At 33.9% G+C, this 17,165-nt stretch carries 18 protein-coding genes; 9 read left to right on the forward strand and 9 right to left on the reverse strand.

The features are described 5' to 3' along the window. Window positions 1-45 precede the first annotated feature (45 nt). The 3 genes from ACMT7R_RS04765 to ACMT7R_RS04775 all read left to right on the forward strand — a co-directional run bounded on the left by ACMT7R_RS04765 (window position 46) and on the right by ACMT7R_RS04775 (window position 1,788). Entirely contained in the window at window positions 46-399 is a 354-nt protein-coding gene (locus ACMT7R_RS04765) for a hypothetical protein (protein WP_415310343.1), read from the forward strand. Window positions 400-632: 233 nt separating this feature from the next. Next, complete coding sequence (locus ACMT7R_RS04770) at window positions 633-1,187, forward strand: hemerythrin domain-containing protein (RefSeq protein ID WP_415310345.1); 555 nt, start codon at window positions 633-635, stop codon at window positions 1,185-1,187. Between the two features lie 250 nt (window positions 1,188-1,437). Then, window positions 1,438-1,788: a hypothetical protein gene (locus ACMT7R_RS04775; RefSeq protein ID WP_415310347.1), complete on the forward strand. Its 351-nt coding sequence runs from the start codon at window positions 1,438-1,440 to the stop codon at window positions 1,786-1,788. Between the two features lie 74 nt (window positions 1,789-1,862). Here ACMT7R_RS04775 and ACMT7R_RS04780 read toward each other — a convergent pair whose 3' ends face one another. Then, on the reverse strand, window positions 1,863-2,588 hold the full coding sequence (locus tag ACMT7R_RS04780; RefSeq protein WP_415310349.1) for a Coq4 family protein: 726 nt from the start codon (window positions 2,586-2,588) through the stop codon (window positions 1,863-1,865). Window positions 2,589-3,417: 829 nt separating this feature from the next. Further along, window positions 3,418-3,681, reverse strand: a complete 264-nt coding sequence (locus ACMT7R_RS04785) for a zf-TFIIB domain-containing protein (protein WP_415310350.1) — start codon at window positions 3,679-3,681, stop codon at window positions 3,418-3,420. A gap of 263 nt (window positions 3,682-3,944) precedes the next feature. On the opposite strand from ACMT7R_RS04785, the gene ACMT7R_RS04790 reads away from it, so the two are divergent. Further along, window positions 3,945-4,256 (forward strand): hypothetical protein, encoded by a 312-nt coding sequence (locus ACMT7R_RS04790; RefSeq protein ID WP_415310351.1) that lies wholly within the window; start codon window positions 3,945-3,947, stop codon window positions 4,254-4,256. A gap of 151 nt (window positions 4,257-4,407) precedes the next feature. Here the strand turns inward: ACMT7R_RS04790 and ACMT7R_RS04795 are convergent, their stop codons facing one another. Then, window positions 4,408-4,836 (reverse strand): hypothetical protein, encoded by a 429-nt coding sequence (locus ACMT7R_RS04795; protein ID WP_415310353.1) that lies wholly within the window; start codon window positions 4,834-4,836, stop codon window positions 4,408-4,410. A 327-nt stretch (window positions 4,837-5,163) separates the two neighbouring features. Between ACMT7R_RS04795 and ACMT7R_RS04800 the strand changes: the two genes are divergently transcribed. After that, window positions 5,164-6,399: a hypothetical protein gene (locus ACMT7R_RS04800; protein WP_415310355.1), complete on the forward strand. Its 1,236-nt coding sequence runs from the start codon at window positions 5,164-5,166 to the stop codon at window positions 6,397-6,399. 280 nt (window positions 6,400-6,679) lie between these two features. Here ACMT7R_RS04800 and ACMT7R_RS04805 read toward each other — a convergent pair whose 3' ends face one another. Next, entirely contained in the window at window positions 6,680-7,423 is a 744-nt protein-coding gene (locus ACMT7R_RS04805) for an SDR family oxidoreductase (RefSeq protein ID WP_415310356.1), read from the reverse strand. 221 nt (window positions 7,424-7,644) lie between these two features. Between ACMT7R_RS04805 and ACMT7R_RS04810 the strand changes: the two genes are divergently transcribed. Then, complete coding sequence (locus ACMT7R_RS04810; protein WP_415310576.1) at window positions 7,645-8,229, forward strand: hypothetical protein; 585 nt, start codon at window positions 7,645-7,647, stop codon at window positions 8,227-8,229. A gap of 75 nt (window positions 8,230-8,304) precedes the next feature. Here ACMT7R_RS04810 and ACMT7R_RS04815 read toward each other — a convergent pair whose 3' ends face one another. Beyond that, on the reverse strand, window positions 8,305-8,508 hold the full coding sequence (locus tag ACMT7R_RS04815; RefSeq protein WP_415310358.1) for a hypothetical protein: 204 nt from the start codon (window positions 8,506-8,508) through the stop codon (window positions 8,305-8,307). A 747-nt stretch (window positions 8,509-9,255) separates the two neighbouring features. Here ACMT7R_RS04815 and ACMT7R_RS04820 point away from each other — a divergent pair. Together ACMT7R_RS04820 and ACMT7R_RS04825 are read left to right on the forward strand one after the other, a co-directional pair. After that, window positions 9,256-9,405 (forward strand): hypothetical protein, encoded by a 150-nt coding sequence (locus tag ACMT7R_RS04820; RefSeq protein ID WP_415310359.1) that lies wholly within the window; start codon window positions 9,256-9,258, stop codon window positions 9,403-9,405. A gap of 401 nt (window positions 9,406-9,806) precedes the next feature. After that, entirely contained in the window at window positions 9,807-10,295 is a 489-nt protein-coding gene (locus tag ACMT7R_RS04825; RefSeq protein ID WP_415310360.1) for a DUF2299 family protein, read from the forward strand. Window positions 10,296-10,867: 572 nt separating this feature from the next. Here ACMT7R_RS04825 and ACMT7R_RS04830 read toward each other — a convergent pair. The 4 genes from ACMT7R_RS04830 to ACMT7R_RS04845 form a co-directional block, all read right to left on the reverse strand. Beyond that, on the reverse strand, window positions 10,868-11,299 hold the full coding sequence (locus tag ACMT7R_RS04830) for a hypothetical protein (protein WP_415310362.1): 432 nt from the start codon (window positions 11,297-11,299) through the stop codon (window positions 10,868-10,870). A 26-nt stretch (window positions 11,300-11,325) separates the two neighbouring features. Then, window positions 11,326-12,411, reverse strand: coding sequence for a DMT family transporter (locus tag ACMT7R_RS04835; RefSeq protein ID WP_415310363.1), 1,086 nt, complete (start codon window positions 12,409-12,411; stop codon window positions 11,326-11,328). A gap of 197 nt (window positions 12,412-12,608) precedes the next feature. Then, window positions 12,609-12,953, reverse strand: coding sequence for a response regulator (locus tag ACMT7R_RS04840; RefSeq protein ID WP_415310364.1), 345 nt, complete (start codon window positions 12,951-12,953; stop codon window positions 12,609-12,611). 54 nt (window positions 12,954-13,007) lie between these two features. Beyond that, entirely contained in the window at window positions 13,008-16,115 is a 3,108-nt protein-coding gene (locus ACMT7R_RS04845) for an ATP-binding protein (protein WP_415310365.1), read from the reverse strand. A gap of 244 nt (window positions 16,116-16,359) precedes the next feature. Here ACMT7R_RS04845 and ACMT7R_RS04850 point away from each other — a divergent pair, with 244 nt between their 5' ends. Next, window positions 16,360-16,950: a VOC family protein gene (locus ACMT7R_RS04850; protein WP_415310366.1), complete on the forward strand. Its 591-nt coding sequence runs from the start codon at window positions 16,360-16,362 to the stop codon at window positions 16,948-16,950. Window positions 16,951-17,165: the final 215 nt, after the last annotated feature.

The raw sequence follows: 17,165 nt of genomic DNA on the forward strand, positions 1-17,165 counted from the left end.
TTTATACATTGTAAGTTTAATAGGTAATAGTTTATACAGTAAGTTGTGCAAAGCAATAGACCTTTAGGTGTCACGATAATAGCGATTCTTGCTGTACTGGGGGGAATTGGATCACTTTTGAGCGGCCTTACTGTATTGGTTTTGTTGCCAATAATAGGTTTGGTTCTTGGGGGTATTCTCATAATAATAGGATTAGCATATTTTGCGGTTGCTTACGGCCTTTGGAAGGGACTAAGCTGGGCATGGAGCATTACTTTGATAATTTCCATCATAGGTATTATAGTTGGCATTGGATCCATCATAGCAGGTAATTTTGGGGCAATATTTCACGTCATTATAAATATTGTAGTAATATACTATCTTTATAGGCCCAATGTAAGAGCATACTTTGGAAAATAATCAATTTTCCACAATATCTGAATTTCCTTCAAAGTTTTCTTCCAACCTAATTATTTGTAGATTATGATAATTATGAACTGTTCAATGGGTCTTGTTGACCATTAGGGATGTTTTCAAATTCAGTTTTTGCAAAATGTAGCTTTCTGGCACAAAGCTATTCTTCACAGTCATCTTTTTATTATCACAATATTTCCAGCTAAATTATTATGAAGCATTTGACTAAAAGCTATTTAGTGAACCCCACAGAGTCTTTAAGAAAAGATCATGCGCTTATAGAGAAAATGATAAATGCGCTTAAAATAATGTCTACATTGTTACAAAAGGGAACTACAATCCCAAAGCCGATCTTGGATCAGACAATTGATTTTTCAACTAATTTTACTAATCAATGTCACCATGGAAAAGAGGAAGAATCCTTATTCCCAACACTAGAAAAAAATGGGATGCCTAAAGAAGGGGGTCCCATCGCTCGTATGTTATTTGAACATGAAATAACAAAGAATCTTACAAATTCAATTATAAAATCAACAGAAGTTTACCTCTCTACAGGTCAGCCCCGAGCCTTGATAGAAGATATAGAAAAATATGTAGAGCATGTAAGTCTTCATCTCTCCAAAGAAAATCAGAGATTGTTTGTCATGGCAGACATGTTATTGGCCGATAAGCAAGAAGCTTTGTCTAACGATCTGACTAATATTGAACAAAGCAAATTAAATAGCATTAATAAAACTCGAAGATATTATGAGGATCTAGTAGAGAATGTTACAATATCTGAGAATAAGCTCTAAGGAATATCATCATAAAAGCGTTGCAAAAGTGCTCTCTTCTTTTTAAAATTACTGATGTGAGGAAGAAATTTGGATGCGATTACTAATCTGAGAGAGCATTAATCCACTTCCAGGCATTATTCGTCATAAAGTCGCGTCTCGATATATACCCATAAAAAGGTTTCACTTTGAATTGTTTTAGTAGGGTTTTATTACATAAAAATCTGTTAAAAACCTCAAATAAATCACAAGGTATTATTGTTATTGATAAATGAACTTCAAAAATTCATCTAAATTGATCCGAATATTAGTAATTGGTATAGCCGTCATGACTGGGATAGTTAATGCAATAATGTTTCCAGTTGTTGCATTTGCTGATAATTGGTGTTTGGGTCCACTAGCATGTAGTGCGGTTGGTGGCAACGGAGGGAATGGGGGAAACACAGGGGATGCAATAGCTGGAGATATAGGTCCAGGAGGATCATGCTTTGCAAAGAATCATGTTACAATAGGTGATGAGTGTGGAGGTAGTACAGGAAGTAGCGAGCCTCGCAGCGGTAGTGGAGATCATAGTATGAACGGAGGAAGGGGAGGTTCTGCCCACAATAGCCTTGCTGGATAATCAGACTTCCACTTTTTTTGGAGAATCAACCTAAAAAATAAATGAATGATAGGAATTATGATCGCAAAGAAAAATTAGTATATTCCTGCTTCTCTAATCTTTGGATATTGATACCAGCTAGGACCTTCCTTCAATGGTGTTATATTAAGTTTCTTTCTGACATCCTCTATTGGCATTTCAACCATTTCTTCAAACTTTACTGGAAATAGCGATTTACATTCTTGAGCCATCTTTATTCCTTTTGCCAGTGTTTCAAAAATCATTGAAGAATGAATTTTTTCGGACTGAGGAATATTAGCTAGACCTGGAAAACATGCTGCTCCTACGGCCACAAGATCAATGAGCATGAACGCCGGATATGAATACTGGGTAACATTTAGCGCGATCACGCCTATTTCCCCAATTGCCATATTAAAACCGCTAATGGTATGATAAAGGTCATGAGTTTTTCTTACTCTCATCGTTACATAATCAGAATCATTCTCTAAAGATGGTCTATCCCGTGATCGATAGAAATGTGGTTCAAAACCCATAGTTTTCATCAAAAATGCATAGTTATAACCCAGAGTATCCTTAGGGAGTTTGGATAATTCATCCAAATCATATTCAGGTCCCATGTATTTCTCTTCAAACATTTTTGCTGATTCAGGGTCCTCTTTAAGTCGTTCAATACAGTTCTTCATCCAGATTGTGTCCCTAAATCCATCTTCGAGGTCAAATACTGTATCTAACTTGCCACGATTTGTTACCAGATGCTTAATCATTCCACCTAAAAGCTCTATGTTGTCTACTTTGCTCATTAAATCCATATAGCCCATATTATTAAGAAAAAACACACTCATTAAAATGCATTTAGCAATTACTTTGACTTGATATCGTACACAAGTGGTTGTGGTATTTTCCGTTATAGATTTTGTTTTGATTACAAATCAATTGTTCGAGGCTTTTCGCTGAAAATTTTATAAGAGAAACATATGTTTCTATTGCACAATCATACTTGTTCGGAAGCACAAGGCATGAATCAAAGAAGAAAATTAAGATTTGGATAAAATTATTTATATCTGATTGGCTCCTAAGTCTTCTAAATTAACCTAGTGTGCTTCATGGTTGTGTTTGTCTAGTTCCTCTACGGTATCGAACGCAGCCCCACACCTACAGTCAAATTTTTTCTTGTTTTCTTCTGACATCAAGAATTTATTTAAAACAAACTATTTAATTATAACAAAACAATCGGCTATTTTATTTCCAAACTAAACTATTTTACACAGTATTGAAGCGAAATTATTTACAAGCACAAAACCTTACTAAAGTACAAAGGAAATGCCTTTATTACAAATTGATTCAATGAAGATTACAATGGACTCGCGAAAATATTATATCTGTAGAAATTGCGGTCATTTGAGAATTTCACATAAATTTCTCAGCCATCAAAAAGATGATCACCATTGCTTCATTTGTAGTTGTAATCAATTTCATTGGTTCAATAATAAGAACTGATAGTAGTTTATTTTCATAGTAAAATTCTTTCAAATATCTTTATCGGTTTTCTTATAGTTGTGAAACCGGTTGTAATAAAAAGTATAAATCGCTGGTATATGACATCAAATGACTTGAAATGACCGAAACTAATCAGTCAAAGTCAAACATGTCCCCAAAGAAACTCTTTTTCTTGTGTTTTCTCCTGTGATAATAATCATCATCATCGTCATAATCCTTCCCGTAATGGTATTTTCGATAATGATCGTCGTCATATCTGTTTTGCATACTCGTAATCTTTTCCAACTCACCTCTGTCCAGCCAAACTCCACGACATCTAGGACAATGATCTATCTCGACACCATTTTTATTACTCAACATCATTTCAGTGGCACAATTAGGACATCTTAAGCTCATTGATAAAATTTATTTTTTAAACTATATAACCTTGTAATCAATTTAAACCAAGTGCCGTTCGATAGCCTGCTTATTGAAGATGGAGTTCTCGGCATATTAATGAATCCAAATATGAATTGGATGTATTTCATTTCTATTTGCTAACCGGTCTGAATTGACCTTAGATTAATTATTGTTTAATCCCTAACAGAATAAGAATAGTTAATAATATTACAGAATTTAGCTTATAAATTCTAATATTGTTTAGTGCAAAATACTAAATCATGAGAACACTATATACATTCGCTGTTATCATTTCATTATTTAGCGCCACCTCCTTATTGATATTTGCAACCGGAAATGGCATAGCATATGCCTTATGCAGTGAAATAACAGATCCAAATGTCTCTTGTCATGAGCAACATAACAGTCACTCTAATGTAGAGACTACCACTAGTACAACAACTGAAGAGGAGGAGGAGGTAGATGAAGTGAGTCCATTGCTTTGTTCAGATCTAAAATGCAGTCTCGGCAAAGAATACATTTTGGGTCATGAAACTGACATTGCAGATCCATTAGACTTTATAGACAATTGAATGAGAGTTATCTAAGAGGTAATTCTCATTACTAATACACTTTTTCCCTATCTGTTATTAATTTTGATCCCATAACTCAATTTTTTCCTTTATCGGCTCTTATCTTAAACACTAATTATATTTTCTTGATCATGATGCAATTTTTTTCATATCAGTAGTTAATTGTAGCATGCTGGATAATCAAATCGATTAATTCATGTTTGGATTCCAATGGTTGAGAGCCAAAAGGTAACATTGTTTCCAATATTATCTCATCTCCATCACCATTTAATACTAGACTTTTTGAGTCAACTAGTGATGGAAACTTGTTAATTATATCTGATTTTATTTTGCCGTCCGGGTTAGTTATAGTTGCAATCTGATTTGGCGTCAAAGTCAACTTGACCTGGATCAGGATTCCATTTCCAATGCTGGGAGATGACTTTAATTCAATAGGATGAAGTGGGTCATCAGGCAAAAGTGTCCTTGCGTAAAAATCTGAAGTTACTATCGTGCTTTTCTCTTCATTGATAACAAAGTTAGCTTCTCTTAGCCACCGTATAACAGAACTAAATGCAAATTCCTTGCTATCATCAGTCACTAGCAAAGTATGAAATACCAATTATTTATCTTGATTGTTAGGAAAAATAACTCTCCGAATATTTTATCTTCTAAATTCGAGAAAGCTATATAATGATTTACATTATAAACTTGCAGTACTACTCTGGTATGGTGACCAAAAACAAGTCTGGGCCCTATTCAGGGACGTAATTAGACGTATTGTTAAATTTACCATAAAAGGATAATTTGAAAGTCACCTGTTGGCTTTTTAAAGTTTCATTGCTAACTTAAAAGAAGATACGTATGGTTTTATCAAATAGAAAAATCTTGTCAAACTTTAATATATATAGAAATATGGAATTAATTTATGGTAAAAAAAATTGGTGTTATTTTTGCAGTACTATTGGTAGTATTATTGTTATCAAATACAAATTATAATGCTAACAACCAGGTTTTTGCTCAAAATACGTCTGGATTAACAGATTCAAATGTAACTCAAACACCTACTCCTATACAAAGTCCTTCTACTAATATCACAAAACTTGCAGGAGGTATAAAGATAAATTCACCCGACAAAGGTGACTTGGTTCCCCTTAATTCAAACAAGTCACTGGTAATCTATGGAGTTTCAAAGGATACTGCTTCAACTGACTGTGACGTGACAATTATTGTGAATAACGTAAAGCCCTATCAAAATGTCCAACCTACAGGAATACAAGGAAATAACGATTATTCAACATGGCAATATACACTCTCAAGTAATTATACCAGTATCAATGAAGGAAATAACAAGATAACTTCAAAGATATACTGTGCAGCAGCTGCTAATGGCAATGGTACTGGTGGTAGTAATGTAACATTATCCCCTCAGCCCTCACAGGCATATTATTCTGTAAATATTACTGCTAGTAACTTTACTCAAGCACAATTGACAAACTATGAATTGATGTTAGAGTCTGCTTCTAACTCAACCAATGGTAATAGCACACTAGCATCAAATGCTATTCAGCCAGTTGCTCAAATTCAACAATTTAATCAAGATACAGGAAGTGGACCAGTATGTTGCAAAACAACAAGTGCGTTAACTACTCAAAGTAGTGATAGTGGGACTGGCTCTGGTAGCAGTAGCAATAATGACGACGATGATGATGACAACAGTAGCAGTAGCAATAATGACGACGATGATGATGACAACAGTAGCAGTAGCAATAATGACGACGATGATGATGACAACAGTAGCAGTAGCAATAATGACGACGATGATGATGACAACAGTAGCAGTAGCAATAATGACGACGATGATGATGACAACAGTAGCAGTAGCAATAATGACGACGATGATGATGACAACAGTAGCAGTAGCAATAATGACGACGATGATGACGACAACAGTAGCAGTAACAGAAATAATGACGACGATGATTCCTTTGACTTTTCAAGTGGGATGAACGATTTCGATTTCGGATTTAACTTTGATACTGATAGTAGCGATTCTGATTCATCATGGTCTGATGATTCAGGAGATAATTCCGCAGTAGACAGCATACTTGATAATGTCGAAGACACAATGAAATCGGCAGGACTAGACTTCAGTTTCAGTTAGACCATCCCACTGGTCCAAAATATTTTTTATTTTAAGTAAACATTAAAAATTTTTTTTATACCCTTAATTGAGTTTAATAAACATCTATCCGATACTTTGATATTCCCTCAGATTTATACGCCATTCAAAACTTTTATCTCAAATCTACAATATGAGGGAAAGAGAAATAGAGCTAGACTGTGAGTATAACCATTGAGACACCAGTCAACAAGTCAGTATAGTTTTGAACAGATTATTAAAAATCACCATTACTGTGAGAAGTCCATAGGTTTATTTTCATTTATGCATATCCTGAGGTCTTAATTGCTTCACCATTTATTACCTTTGAATTCTCTGAACATAGAAAAACAATTAGTCTTGCTAAATCTAGTGGTTTTACCCAACCAGAGTAATCGGCAGAAGGCATAGCTAATCTATTCGCATGAGTATCGATTATTGTTGGTAAAATACAATTGATATTTATTTTAAATTCTTTTGCTTCTTCCTTAATGGAATCCACTAATCTAATCAACCCTGCCTTAGACGCGGCATATGCAGAATCCCTTCCACTTGCCTTCTTACCCGATGCTGAGGACACATGAACTATTTTACCAAATTGGTTTTTTTTCATTGACTTTAGAACGTATTTACTAATTAGAAAAGCAGTCTTTAAATTCATATTCATCATTTTATCCCACTCCTCTAGTGTTATTTCATCTGCAAATTTTCCACCAAAAAAACCTCCCACGATATTTGCAAGAACATGAATTTGGTCAAACTCATCAATAACTTTCTCAACTAGTGCCTTAACGTTGTCTTCATTTAGCAAATCCACTTGAACAAATTTTATTTCAGTTCTACTCTTATCTCCATCATGTTCATCACTTTGGTTTCTTAAAGCTTTTTCCGTATCAGATCTCTCACTTTCAGATCTGTATGTAACGATAATTACTTTCGGTGAGTACTTTGAGAAGAGTTGGGTAACCATCGACCCTAACGCTCCTGTTCCACCCGTAATTAAAATAGTTTGATTATTAAAATCCATGATCCATAATTTTGATTGGACAAACTATTCAATTTACCTTTCTATCTTTAGTTCAGGGGAAGAAGTTTATAACGGTCTAGTCTTGAAAGTCTATGCTCAATCAAACTCTTATAATGAAAACTGTACAATCATGAATCGTTCATGAACACAAATTGTAAAGACAGTGAAACTTGGCTCCTAACGAATAATTCTTTAATTTGACATGTGTCAATTACTTGTCAGTGTCAACGCTATACGGTCGGAAATATCGGGGAAAGGGGGATCTCATAATTGAGTTGGGATCAGGAAACGGACAAACTCTCGTCAACCTAGCCGCTAGGAACGCAAAGCGGGAACTATACTTCATGGGAATCGAATCGAATCTATCCTTGTATAAAGAATCCTGCTCTTTGCTCAATGAAAATGATGACAATATCACATTTATCAATGACGATTTCGAACATGTAATCAATAGATTTCATAATGAATCAGTAAGCATGTTTATTTCAGTTCTTCCTCATCCCAATTATATTGGAAAAGAGCGTGAGTTCAATTGGAAGAATATTTATGAAATAATGCTAAGCAAAATGAAGAAATATGGTCAATTCTTGCTAATTACGGAATGCACAAATGAATTACTTTCTGAGGTGACTGTCGAGGAATATAAAAAATGGAGAACTTGGCTTATATCATCATTTGAATCTATTGGCTTTATTATCAATGTAATGGTAGATAATCCGCCTCCAGCATTGTCATCGTATTATCTATCTAAATTTAAAAATGATCCTAATAGAATTAAAATCTTAACCATATTAATGCAGAAATAATATTTCGAATGTTCAGCATAAATCTGTTCCCCACCGATTCAGGTTAATATTGACATCATCATCAACTTCTGACCGTTATTCAAAATTTCGATTGATTTTGTTCATCTTCCAAAATATCGCAATTGTTAATGAAATAACTCCCAGTACAGCAATGATTAATCCATAAAAGTTCCACTGTTCATTAGCATACATGAATGAAGAAGTGGGTCCTATTATCGATAAGCTTTGCATTTGAAAAATGATTCCCAAAGCCAAGAAGATTATGCCAGAAAGGATCATTATAGACCTAAACTCCCCCTTAATATACGAATTTTTCCGAAAAATCAATACTTAAAATGATATCCTGAACCACCTTAACAACCTAACTAATCGTTGTTAACAGAAACAATTGCTTTGATTACTTTGTTAAAGATACTCAAATATTTTTCTTGATAGTGTTTAACATCCTGTGGTAGGAGATTATTCTAAAAATGGAATTGCAGAATCATTTTATAGTTTAATGTTAATAAACCCAGATATTCTATTATTCTACACTAAATTGTAACTCAGATATTGTCTGCTAGATGCAACGAAATGAATTTGCACGTAAGATCGAGAGGATTGATGCTCTGTCAAACAATATTTGTTATTCATTCTCTTTTTTGGTTATTTAGAAAGTGTCAGGAAACCTCCACAAACTATGATCATAACACATCTGTCAAGATACTTGTCAATATCCAAGGTAGATCAAAAAACAATTAGAGAAGTATCACTAAAGTTTTAGCCGTTATAATCAGGTGATTAGACCGCGGGTTATACCCCCTATTACGGAACAAACTATAATATAGAATCTCACATCGTGACAAATTCTAAATTTCTTCATATATGAGAATAAAATCAAAAAGTAGATTCTTGATCAAGATTCAAATCAATCGCAGATAATTGGTGGTTTCAATAGAATATCATCAGAAAAGAAAAATAAAATGAAGGTGTGTAGTCTAGTTATTATCTAAACTAAATTAGCCTTTTTAACCATGTATTAAAACAATGGAACTGATTATTCCGACAAGAATCATGATAAATTTGTCAAAGATTAAGGACTTTATGGTAATTGTACCTTTGACAGTAGGAACGATTTGTTCTGTGGTGGCGCAGGATAAACAAACTAAAGAAAGACTTGGGATTCATAGATGGTAATGAGGCAAACTTTTCGTCTGACTTAACTTCAGGTGTAACATATCCATCAAGTAACGTAACAGTAACAATCACTTTGACAAATATTCCTCAGTCCAGTAAAGGATTGGTAAATTAAGTCATATTTTCATGGTTTATCATACATTTGACTTATCTACACGGTAAAAGGTCCCACTTTTGATTTCAAACAACGTTTATCCCAAATTTGAGTATTCTGTAATTTCAAACTAGTTTGTTTATATAAAAGATATCTTTTAAAAAGGGGTATTACATCGTTTTTTACTTTCAGGTATGTTTGATACTTGCGATATTTTTGATCAATGCCCATAGATAAGATGTGCAGTTTCTACACAGTCCGACACATTTTATTCGTTTGACTTAAATATTTGGTTTAATTTGACTATATGATGACCGATAGTAACAAGGAGCAAGTCTATAGAACCATCTTACAGTGGTTAAAGGACTATGATTATACAATAAAGGAGGATGAAACTAAAAGAAATACGCTTGAGTACTATGCAAAGGTCTTTCCACCCAATGAGGAAATAAAATTCTTCGAAATTGTATCTGATGAAGGTTTTAAAGACGGGTTTTTACTACGCATGAGTGTTGCATTTACTCCTAAGGATAGAAGTGATTTTGAACATTTGAAGGAGGAGGCACAAAACAATTTATTTATCCGAATGCATAAAATTCTTTCTCCAATACGATTGCTATGCAAAATCGAAAATTCCGTAATCAGTGTTGAAAAATTTCTATTTATTGATGTGAATTCAATAATGTGCAAACAATATTTTTGGGATAGTGTTATTGAAATGTCTAATGCTATGTATCTAATTGAATTAACCTTTTTTGAATTCATTGACGACTTATTTCCTAAGAGAGATAGGTGACTGCACCATTTAAAAAAATCTAATTGTCAAATAATGAGAATTTGTTTTAATCTCCACACATTATATTAGAATTTCGTATGCTAAGATTTCTCCATATGATCAAGGAATAACGTGTTTTACCTAAATGATTATTTATTGAATGGTTCTAATTTGATGTGATGTGAATCATATTTTGTCATAATATACCCAATCACCGATATTATTTTGAATTCCTATTTTTGAAGTAACTTGAGATTAGATTTTTTCAAGCATAATAACCTTCCGACCCATCCTTGCAGAATCATTTTATAGTTTAATGTTAATAAACCCAGATATTCTATTATTCTACACTAAATTGTAACTCAGATATTGTCTGCTAGATGCAACGAAATGAATTTGCACGTAAGATCGAGAGGATTGATGCTCTGTCAAACAATATTTGTTATTCATTCTCTTTTTTGTTTCTAATGTATTATCAGAAAGATAAGATAAGCCAAGAGTATTATTTTGAAATTCTCTTAGATTTGCAACAAATTTTTTGGGTTACTAGTTATACAATATTTCAAAGGCGGAGGTATCATTCATCAATAACGTCAAATCATATAATGAATTCTCAGGTGATTGCCAAGTTGAATCTGGTCTTCAAATTCCATCCCGCAATGGCGACAGTGCAATGCCCCAGTCGATTCTGCTTCAGATCTTTTTAAAATTACAATTTCATTCAGAGAATGCGGATCTAGTGTTACTACATAGTTATCTATAGCAATCTTAACCAAAATATCTTTTACCTTTTGCTTTACAAGATCTAATTGTTTGTCTTTCTCATCCAATTCGATACCTCTTATTGACGCTCTGTTATCTTCTCGAAGACGGCTATCCTCAACCGTTGAAGCAGATTCATGGTAAACTATCTTAAAATAATTAGTTAAGTTGTTATCATTTGGAAAAAATACTGCTTCTAGTTCCTTTATAATTTTATCAGTCAACCTTCTATCAACATTCTCTAGGTTCAGAAAAATCGTCAATATCTTTGTATCCCTTTTGCCACCTTTTAATCATACTGTCGTGGATCATCAGACTTGCTATTTATCGCCTTCTCGACATTTTCAATCGAAGTTTTTGAAGGATTGTTTTTCTTATTCCTTTTCTTGGTTACCATGAGGGCTACTCCAAACAAGATTACAATCATCGCAATTATTGTCGTGATTGTCAAATCTTCTTTCAGGACCGCCCATCCTAACAAAACTGCTATAACTGGACTAACATAAGCAAATGTATTGGCTAAAGATGCAGATGTTACTCTTAGCAAATAATAGAAATCTGTAAATCCTACAATTGTGATTATTATTATTAAATAAATTTGCGCAACTATTGATTGAAGCGAAATTTGCATAATATCTAATGACTTGTACTCTGCAAACAAGAAACTGACTGCAGTAAGCATCAATCCGCCAGTTATCATTATCATCCCTGAAGATGCTAAGATGCTTACTGGAAGCTTTGCCTTCGTAGAATATATCGACCCTATTGCCCACGATATGGAACTAATTATCAATGCGACAGCTCCTACCGGGTCCATTTCACCCGAACCAATCGATGGAGCTACAAGAAGCATTAGTCCACCAAAACCGCATCCCAAACCAATCAGAGTCATCTTAGATAAATTCTGCCCATTACTTCCTTTTTTGAACCATCTATAGATTGCATAACCCAATATTGCCACCCAAAGAGGGATGGTTGAATTTAATAACCCCGTCATTCCTGAGGAGAGGAATTGTGCCCCCCAGGTTAGTAATCCTTGGCCCCCCAAAAACAATGTAACACCTAGAATCAAACTGTCTTTCCACTGACTCAAAGTAATTGATTCTCTTTGAGTCTTGACTTGACCTATCGGTAAATTTCCTTTTGAACCAGATTCGGACTGCGGAGCGAATTTTGAATCAGACCTAGATTTTTGATAATATTGAATATAATACAAACTAAAGAGCACTGCACCAGCTATACTGAATCGTAAACCTGCACTTAATAATGGTGGAATAGTATCAATAGCTACCTTTATTGCCAAAAAACTGGATCCATTTATGACCCATAGGGAAATGAGTATTAACCATAGTTTAGTTTGATTATTCATATTCATATTGAGATTGATACCTAAAGGAGATAAGCGTCATATAATTTTGTTTACTATTGAGCTAGACTTTCTAAGGTTAAGGATTGTACACCAAATCCCTCTGCGAGCCAATCTAAATTTTTTTCTTTCCATTTTATACTATTTCATAATTATAGAGAAACGTCTTGTCAATATCATTCTCCACATCTACATCGAGATCTATATCATCCTTCCAGGATTTTTTTAATTTTTCTCAAAAATGTTTGATTTTCAATTGGTTTTTGTATAAACAGATTTAGATCAGGTAATTCGTGCCCTTTCTCTTGAAACAGATGAAAAGAATGTTCACTAGAGGTCAGAAAACAAATTTTCGTTTCCTTGTCCAATAATCTAATCTTGTGGTAAACTTCATCGCCTGACATATAAGGTAACTTTAGGTCCAAAACAATCAAGTCATAAAAATTAGGTAGATAATTCGATAAAGCGGTCCTTGGGTCGTTGAATGTATCGACACTAAATTCGTCGCCTTCTAGTATAATCCTAAGTATAAATGTTGATATCTTGCTCATCGTCAATGATCAAGATTTTCCTCTTATTGGATAAACGATTCGCCCCCAGATCACTTATTCTTGTGTCTCGCTAGAGTCTACAGGTAGATAAAAAGTGAACGTTGCCCCTATGCCGTCTGGATTATTTTCACCCCATATTCTCCCATTGTGGGCCTCAACAATATTCTTCGAAATAAATAAACCCAATCCGATACCATGGAAAGATTTCGTGTTAAATTTTTTGAATAATTTAGCAAATACTTCGTTATCAATCCCTGTTCCATTATCCTTTACGGTAACTTGGACAACTTTGATAGACTTGTCATTTATGAATTTTACCAAGAGTTCTGAGGAAACGCTAATTGTTCCGTCTTTTTCGGGCAAGAACTTTACTGAATTACTGATAAGATTGGAAAGTACTCTACTGATACCATTTTTGTCAGCATATAAGTGAGGATCACCTTTTAAATCCACGTTGAAATGTATGTCGTTGTTGTCAATAGTGGATTTGTAATTTTCCAAGTTCTCATTAATGATTTCATTGATTCTAAATTCTTCCTTAACTAAGGTCATTGAGTATCCCTCGATTTTTGTAACATCCAATATATCTTCGGCAAGTTTTTTTAATCTCTTAGCATTTCTATCTACTATTTCCACCAACTGTTTTTCTTTTTCTCCCTTTGTAGAAAATTTCAAAATATCCAATGCGCCTATAATAGGCTGGATTGGAGTCCTGAGTTCATGAGCTGCGGTGTTGATAAATTCTTTCTGCATTTTATCATTTGACTGCAATTGTTTATACAGTTCAGCTTGTCTCCAAAAACTTTCAAATATCGAATAGTAAGTCAAGACGGTTGACTTACTATTAGAATATGTAACCAATCCAATTGCCTCCTTAGTGGTAGTCTTCGAATCATCTTTTACTTCCACTGCTAGAGAATGTTTTCTATCAATTACTACTATAGAAGCTCTAGTTTGCATACTTGGTTCTATGAACCTGATCTTTACTTTTTCTGAAAGGCCATTTTCATCTATTTCGTCGATTGTTTGAAATACTACCGGGTCTTCAGGGACTAGAATTCTTATCTTGAGGTTAGAAGATTTGAAATTGTCATTCAATAACAACATAGAAAGCGAATGCTTCTGGCGGATGAACGCTCTAGCCGTAGAAAATATCCCAACAATATCATCAGATGCAGAACTTAGAAGATGGCTTAATACTTCCTCAAACGTTTCGGAGTTTTGTATGATTTCTATTCCCTCATTGTCTATACCGAGCTCGATATCCTTGATTCTGCTTTGAGCATCAATTCCGTTTTTCCAAAGTTCATCAAAAATGGACTTGAAATGTTCTAAATATGCTCTCTCATTGGTTGTCAATAGATTTTGAATTACTTGGCCGCCTTCTGTTTTTTGAATAGTAGCAATCATTTCTTTCTCAGATGCAGCAAAGCTTATGGGAGGTAAATTTTTTACATGCCTTATTTCGATCCCTAAATCGAGAAATTTATTCACCATTTGAATATCGTTACTATTCCTTATAGATGTAGTAATCCTTATCCCTCCATGAGACAATGCGTGTTGATACCTGCTAATCCTTTTATAAACTTCAAAATAGTTATTAAAAGCTAATTCTAATCCTGAAACTTTTGTGCATAATACAAATTCTCTGGAATCCATTAATATGTTTCGACTCTTGTTGACAATGTCCTCGATATTTTTGATAATCTTGATATCTTTGAGTACAGAACTCAAGTACTGTTTCGCATCTTGGTCTGAAAATGAAGGTTGTATACCAGTTTTTTGACTCATTGCTTTTTTCTCCGTTTCTACCATTTCTGTTACCTTTTTCTCAATCTCTTGAACCATTTGGGCAGAACCAATGCCTACCAATAACTTTGATTGTTCAATAGCGGAATCTCGTATCGATTGTCTCAATTTTAGATCCTGTGAAACAGTAATTGCTGATGAATACAATCCGAGAGTAAATAAGTATGTGGATATTAGAACCAGAGAATGACCCGCCACACCAAAGGAGGGTTCAATTGCTGAAGTTGATAATGATATCCCTACAATTGTATCTCCTATTCCTGCTAACATCAGGTAGTCTCTCATCTTAGAGGCTTTCATTTTCTTTGCAACTATGAAGAACGCCAAGCCAAATAATATATTACCTGCGATAGTACCAATTCTAAACAATACTCTAAAGTAATATCTATATGCTTCATCTATGCCTGCAAGGCTCTCCCCTGATAAGAACCCAGGCATCTTACCTATTAGATAAAGTATCAATGGGAGGGATAGTATAATCCATAGGGATATCGGCATACTACTAATCTTACTATATATGTTTCTTAGTAACATGGTTGATGCAATCCATCTAAATACAAATCCTATCGGCAAAATGATGGAGTTTAAATAATTGTAAGTCTCCAATAGGTGATCTGGTATTACAAAGTATGCAGTTCCATTGCTCTTTGGATCTACAAAGACAATTTGGCCAGCATATTTTTGGGAGTCTTTGTACTGAAAGGAAGATTCCGTTATTGGAGGGGATTGAGATTCGTTTTCATATATGATTTGTATCATCAACAGCTTTGTGCTTGCATCTTCTATAATCGAACATGCTAAAGTTAAAGCTGCCAAAGCATAGAAGAATACTATGGAATTCTTGTATTTGCTAGCTCTGTACCATGAGAAGAATTTGTACGTAATAATGAACATAATGGCGGTCGCTAATACGGAGCTCACTGCAAAAACAAACCTAGATAATACATATCCTGGGTTCCCAAAAAGTAACATTATCATCAGTATTGTTAAAAGCATCCCCTGAACTACAATAACTGACCAATGCATTGCATAACTAATACGGGATTTCTTTCGTAAATCCTTGCTCACGTTATGGGCAAACCTAAGGAGAATAATGGAACCCACCGCGTATCCAATAATTATCGTACAAATGAACGCGATATTTCCGGAGGTTGAGTCATAACTCAGAAGCTGGCGAGTCATTAACAAATCAATAATTACAATAATTATGATTGATACGCCAGTCGCAAAAGGTATCATGTTATTTTTGTTATTGTCAATTAAACTACTAATTAGATTATTTCCATTAATACCCAATAACAGTGCTAATCCAATCATGCTATTAGACTTTGTTATTGAGAATCTTGAAAACACAAAAAATATTTGGATATTGTAATAATTTTTGAATATAATAACGTTTTTTCAAAATTTTACCATAAGAACCCAATTTGATGATTTAGAGCAAGTAAATCATAGTCAAGTCGAGTTTCTTTATGGTTGAAATCAGGGTGTAACTATTAGAATATCGTACTCCTTACACAAATTATCATGACTCCTCTTTTAATAGAATTTTGTTTTCAAATTAAAAACAAAATTACTCAACATTAATATTTCGTTAATGCTAGATTCAACCTCCATTTTAGATTTGGTATCTGGTATCTGGTGGAAACTTTACATTCAATGGTTCTACGATATAGATAACCTTACAACCAAATTATCCTCCAAATATGAGTATAATGGAATATTCAAGCAATTACACCGTTTAATTGAATTATGTCGTTATGTTAAAATAATTACGAGAGGTAACAAGGTTTTTATGGTCCATATACATGCAATACCTCAGGGTTATCATTCCGTCAATCCATATATAGTAATTAATAATATTAACAAATTCATTTTATTTCTTCAATCAGTGTTTGGTGCAATCAAGAAAAAGGAAGTGGATAATAATCAAGATGAACATTATGCTGAAGTCATGATAGGGGATACTTGCATTATGATAGAAGAGAATAAAAACGTAAATATGCAAAAAGGAACATATTTGTGGATTTATGTACAAAATGTCAATTCTATTTACAATCAAGCTTTGGCGGCAGGCTGCTTATCTCTGGAACCACCTCAACGGAAATATGGGGTAGATTTTGTGGCTAAAGTAATTGACCCTTTTGGTATTGTTTGGTTGATTTCTTCATATAAATCACGTTCTTAGTAACCATTTTTTCATAATGGGGTAGATAGCCAAAGAAATCTTAAAAGATTTGGAAAATATATTATATTACGATTAATTTTGTGCTATAGGGGATACGGGATTTGGGTCGGGTATCTTTGTAAAGTTGCTGTGTTACCTTAACGAATATTCTAATATTTCCTACCTCGATTTAAATATTTTTGCCTTAATCAACCAATTTTTAAAGATCCTTTCGA

The sequence above is a fragment of the Candidatus Nitrosocosmicus sp. FF01 genome (assembly GCF_047711275.1).
In the GTDB taxonomy this organism is placed as follows: Archaea; Thermoproteota; Nitrososphaeria; order Nitrososphaerales; family Nitrososphaeraceae; genus Nitrosocosmicus.

What these genes read in the sequence shown, in the direction of transcription:
- ACMT7R_RS04775 (WP_415310347.1), top strand. Translation starts at nt 1,438, where the DNA reads ATGAACTTCAAAAATTCATCTAAATTGATCCGAATATTAGTAATTGGT.
- ACMT7R_RS04780 (WP_415310349.1), bottom strand. Translation starts at nt 2,588, where the DNA reads ATGAGCAAAGTAGACAACATAGAGCTTTTAGGTGGAATGATTAAGCAT.
- ACMT7R_RS04785 (WP_415310350.1), bottom strand. Translation starts at nt 3,681, where the DNA reads ATGAGCTTAAGATGTCCTAATTGTGCCACTGAAATGATGTTGAGTAAT.
- ACMT7R_RS04790 (WP_415310351.1), top strand. Translation starts at nt 3,945, where the DNA reads ATGAGAACACTATATACATTCGCTGTTATCATTTCATTATTTAGCGCC.
- ACMT7R_RS04800 (WP_415310355.1), top strand. Translation starts at nt 5,164, where the DNA reads ATGGTAAAAAAAATTGGTGTTATTTTTGCAGTACTATTGGTAGTATTA.
- ACMT7R_RS04805 (WP_415310356.1), bottom strand. Translation starts at nt 7,423, where the DNA reads ATGGATTTTAATAATCAAACTATTTTAATTACGGGTGGAACAGGAGCG.
- ACMT7R_RS04815 (WP_415310358.1), bottom strand. Translation starts at nt 8,508, where the DNA reads ATGATCCTTTCTGGCATAATCTTCTTGGCTTTGGGAATCATTTTTCAA.
- ACMT7R_RS04820 (WP_415310359.1), top strand. Translation starts at nt 9,256, where the DNA reads ATGGAACTGATTATTCCGACAAGAATCATGATAAATTTGTCAAAGATT.
- ACMT7R_RS04825 (WP_415310360.1), top strand. Translation starts at nt 9,807, where the DNA reads ATGATGACCGATAGTAACAAGGAGCAAGTCTATAGAACCATCTTACAG.
- ACMT7R_RS04835 (WP_415310363.1), bottom strand. Translation starts at nt 12,411, where the DNA reads ATGAATATGAATAATCAAACTAAACTATGGTTAATACTCATTTCCCTA.
- ACMT7R_RS04840 (WP_415310364.1), bottom strand. Translation starts at nt 12,953, where the DNA reads ATGAGCAAGATATCAACATTTATACTTAGGATTATACTAGAAGGCGAC.
- ACMT7R_RS04850 (WP_415310366.1), top strand. Translation starts at nt 16,360, where the DNA reads ATGCTAGATTCAACCTCCATTTTAGATTTGGTATCTGGTATCTGGTGG.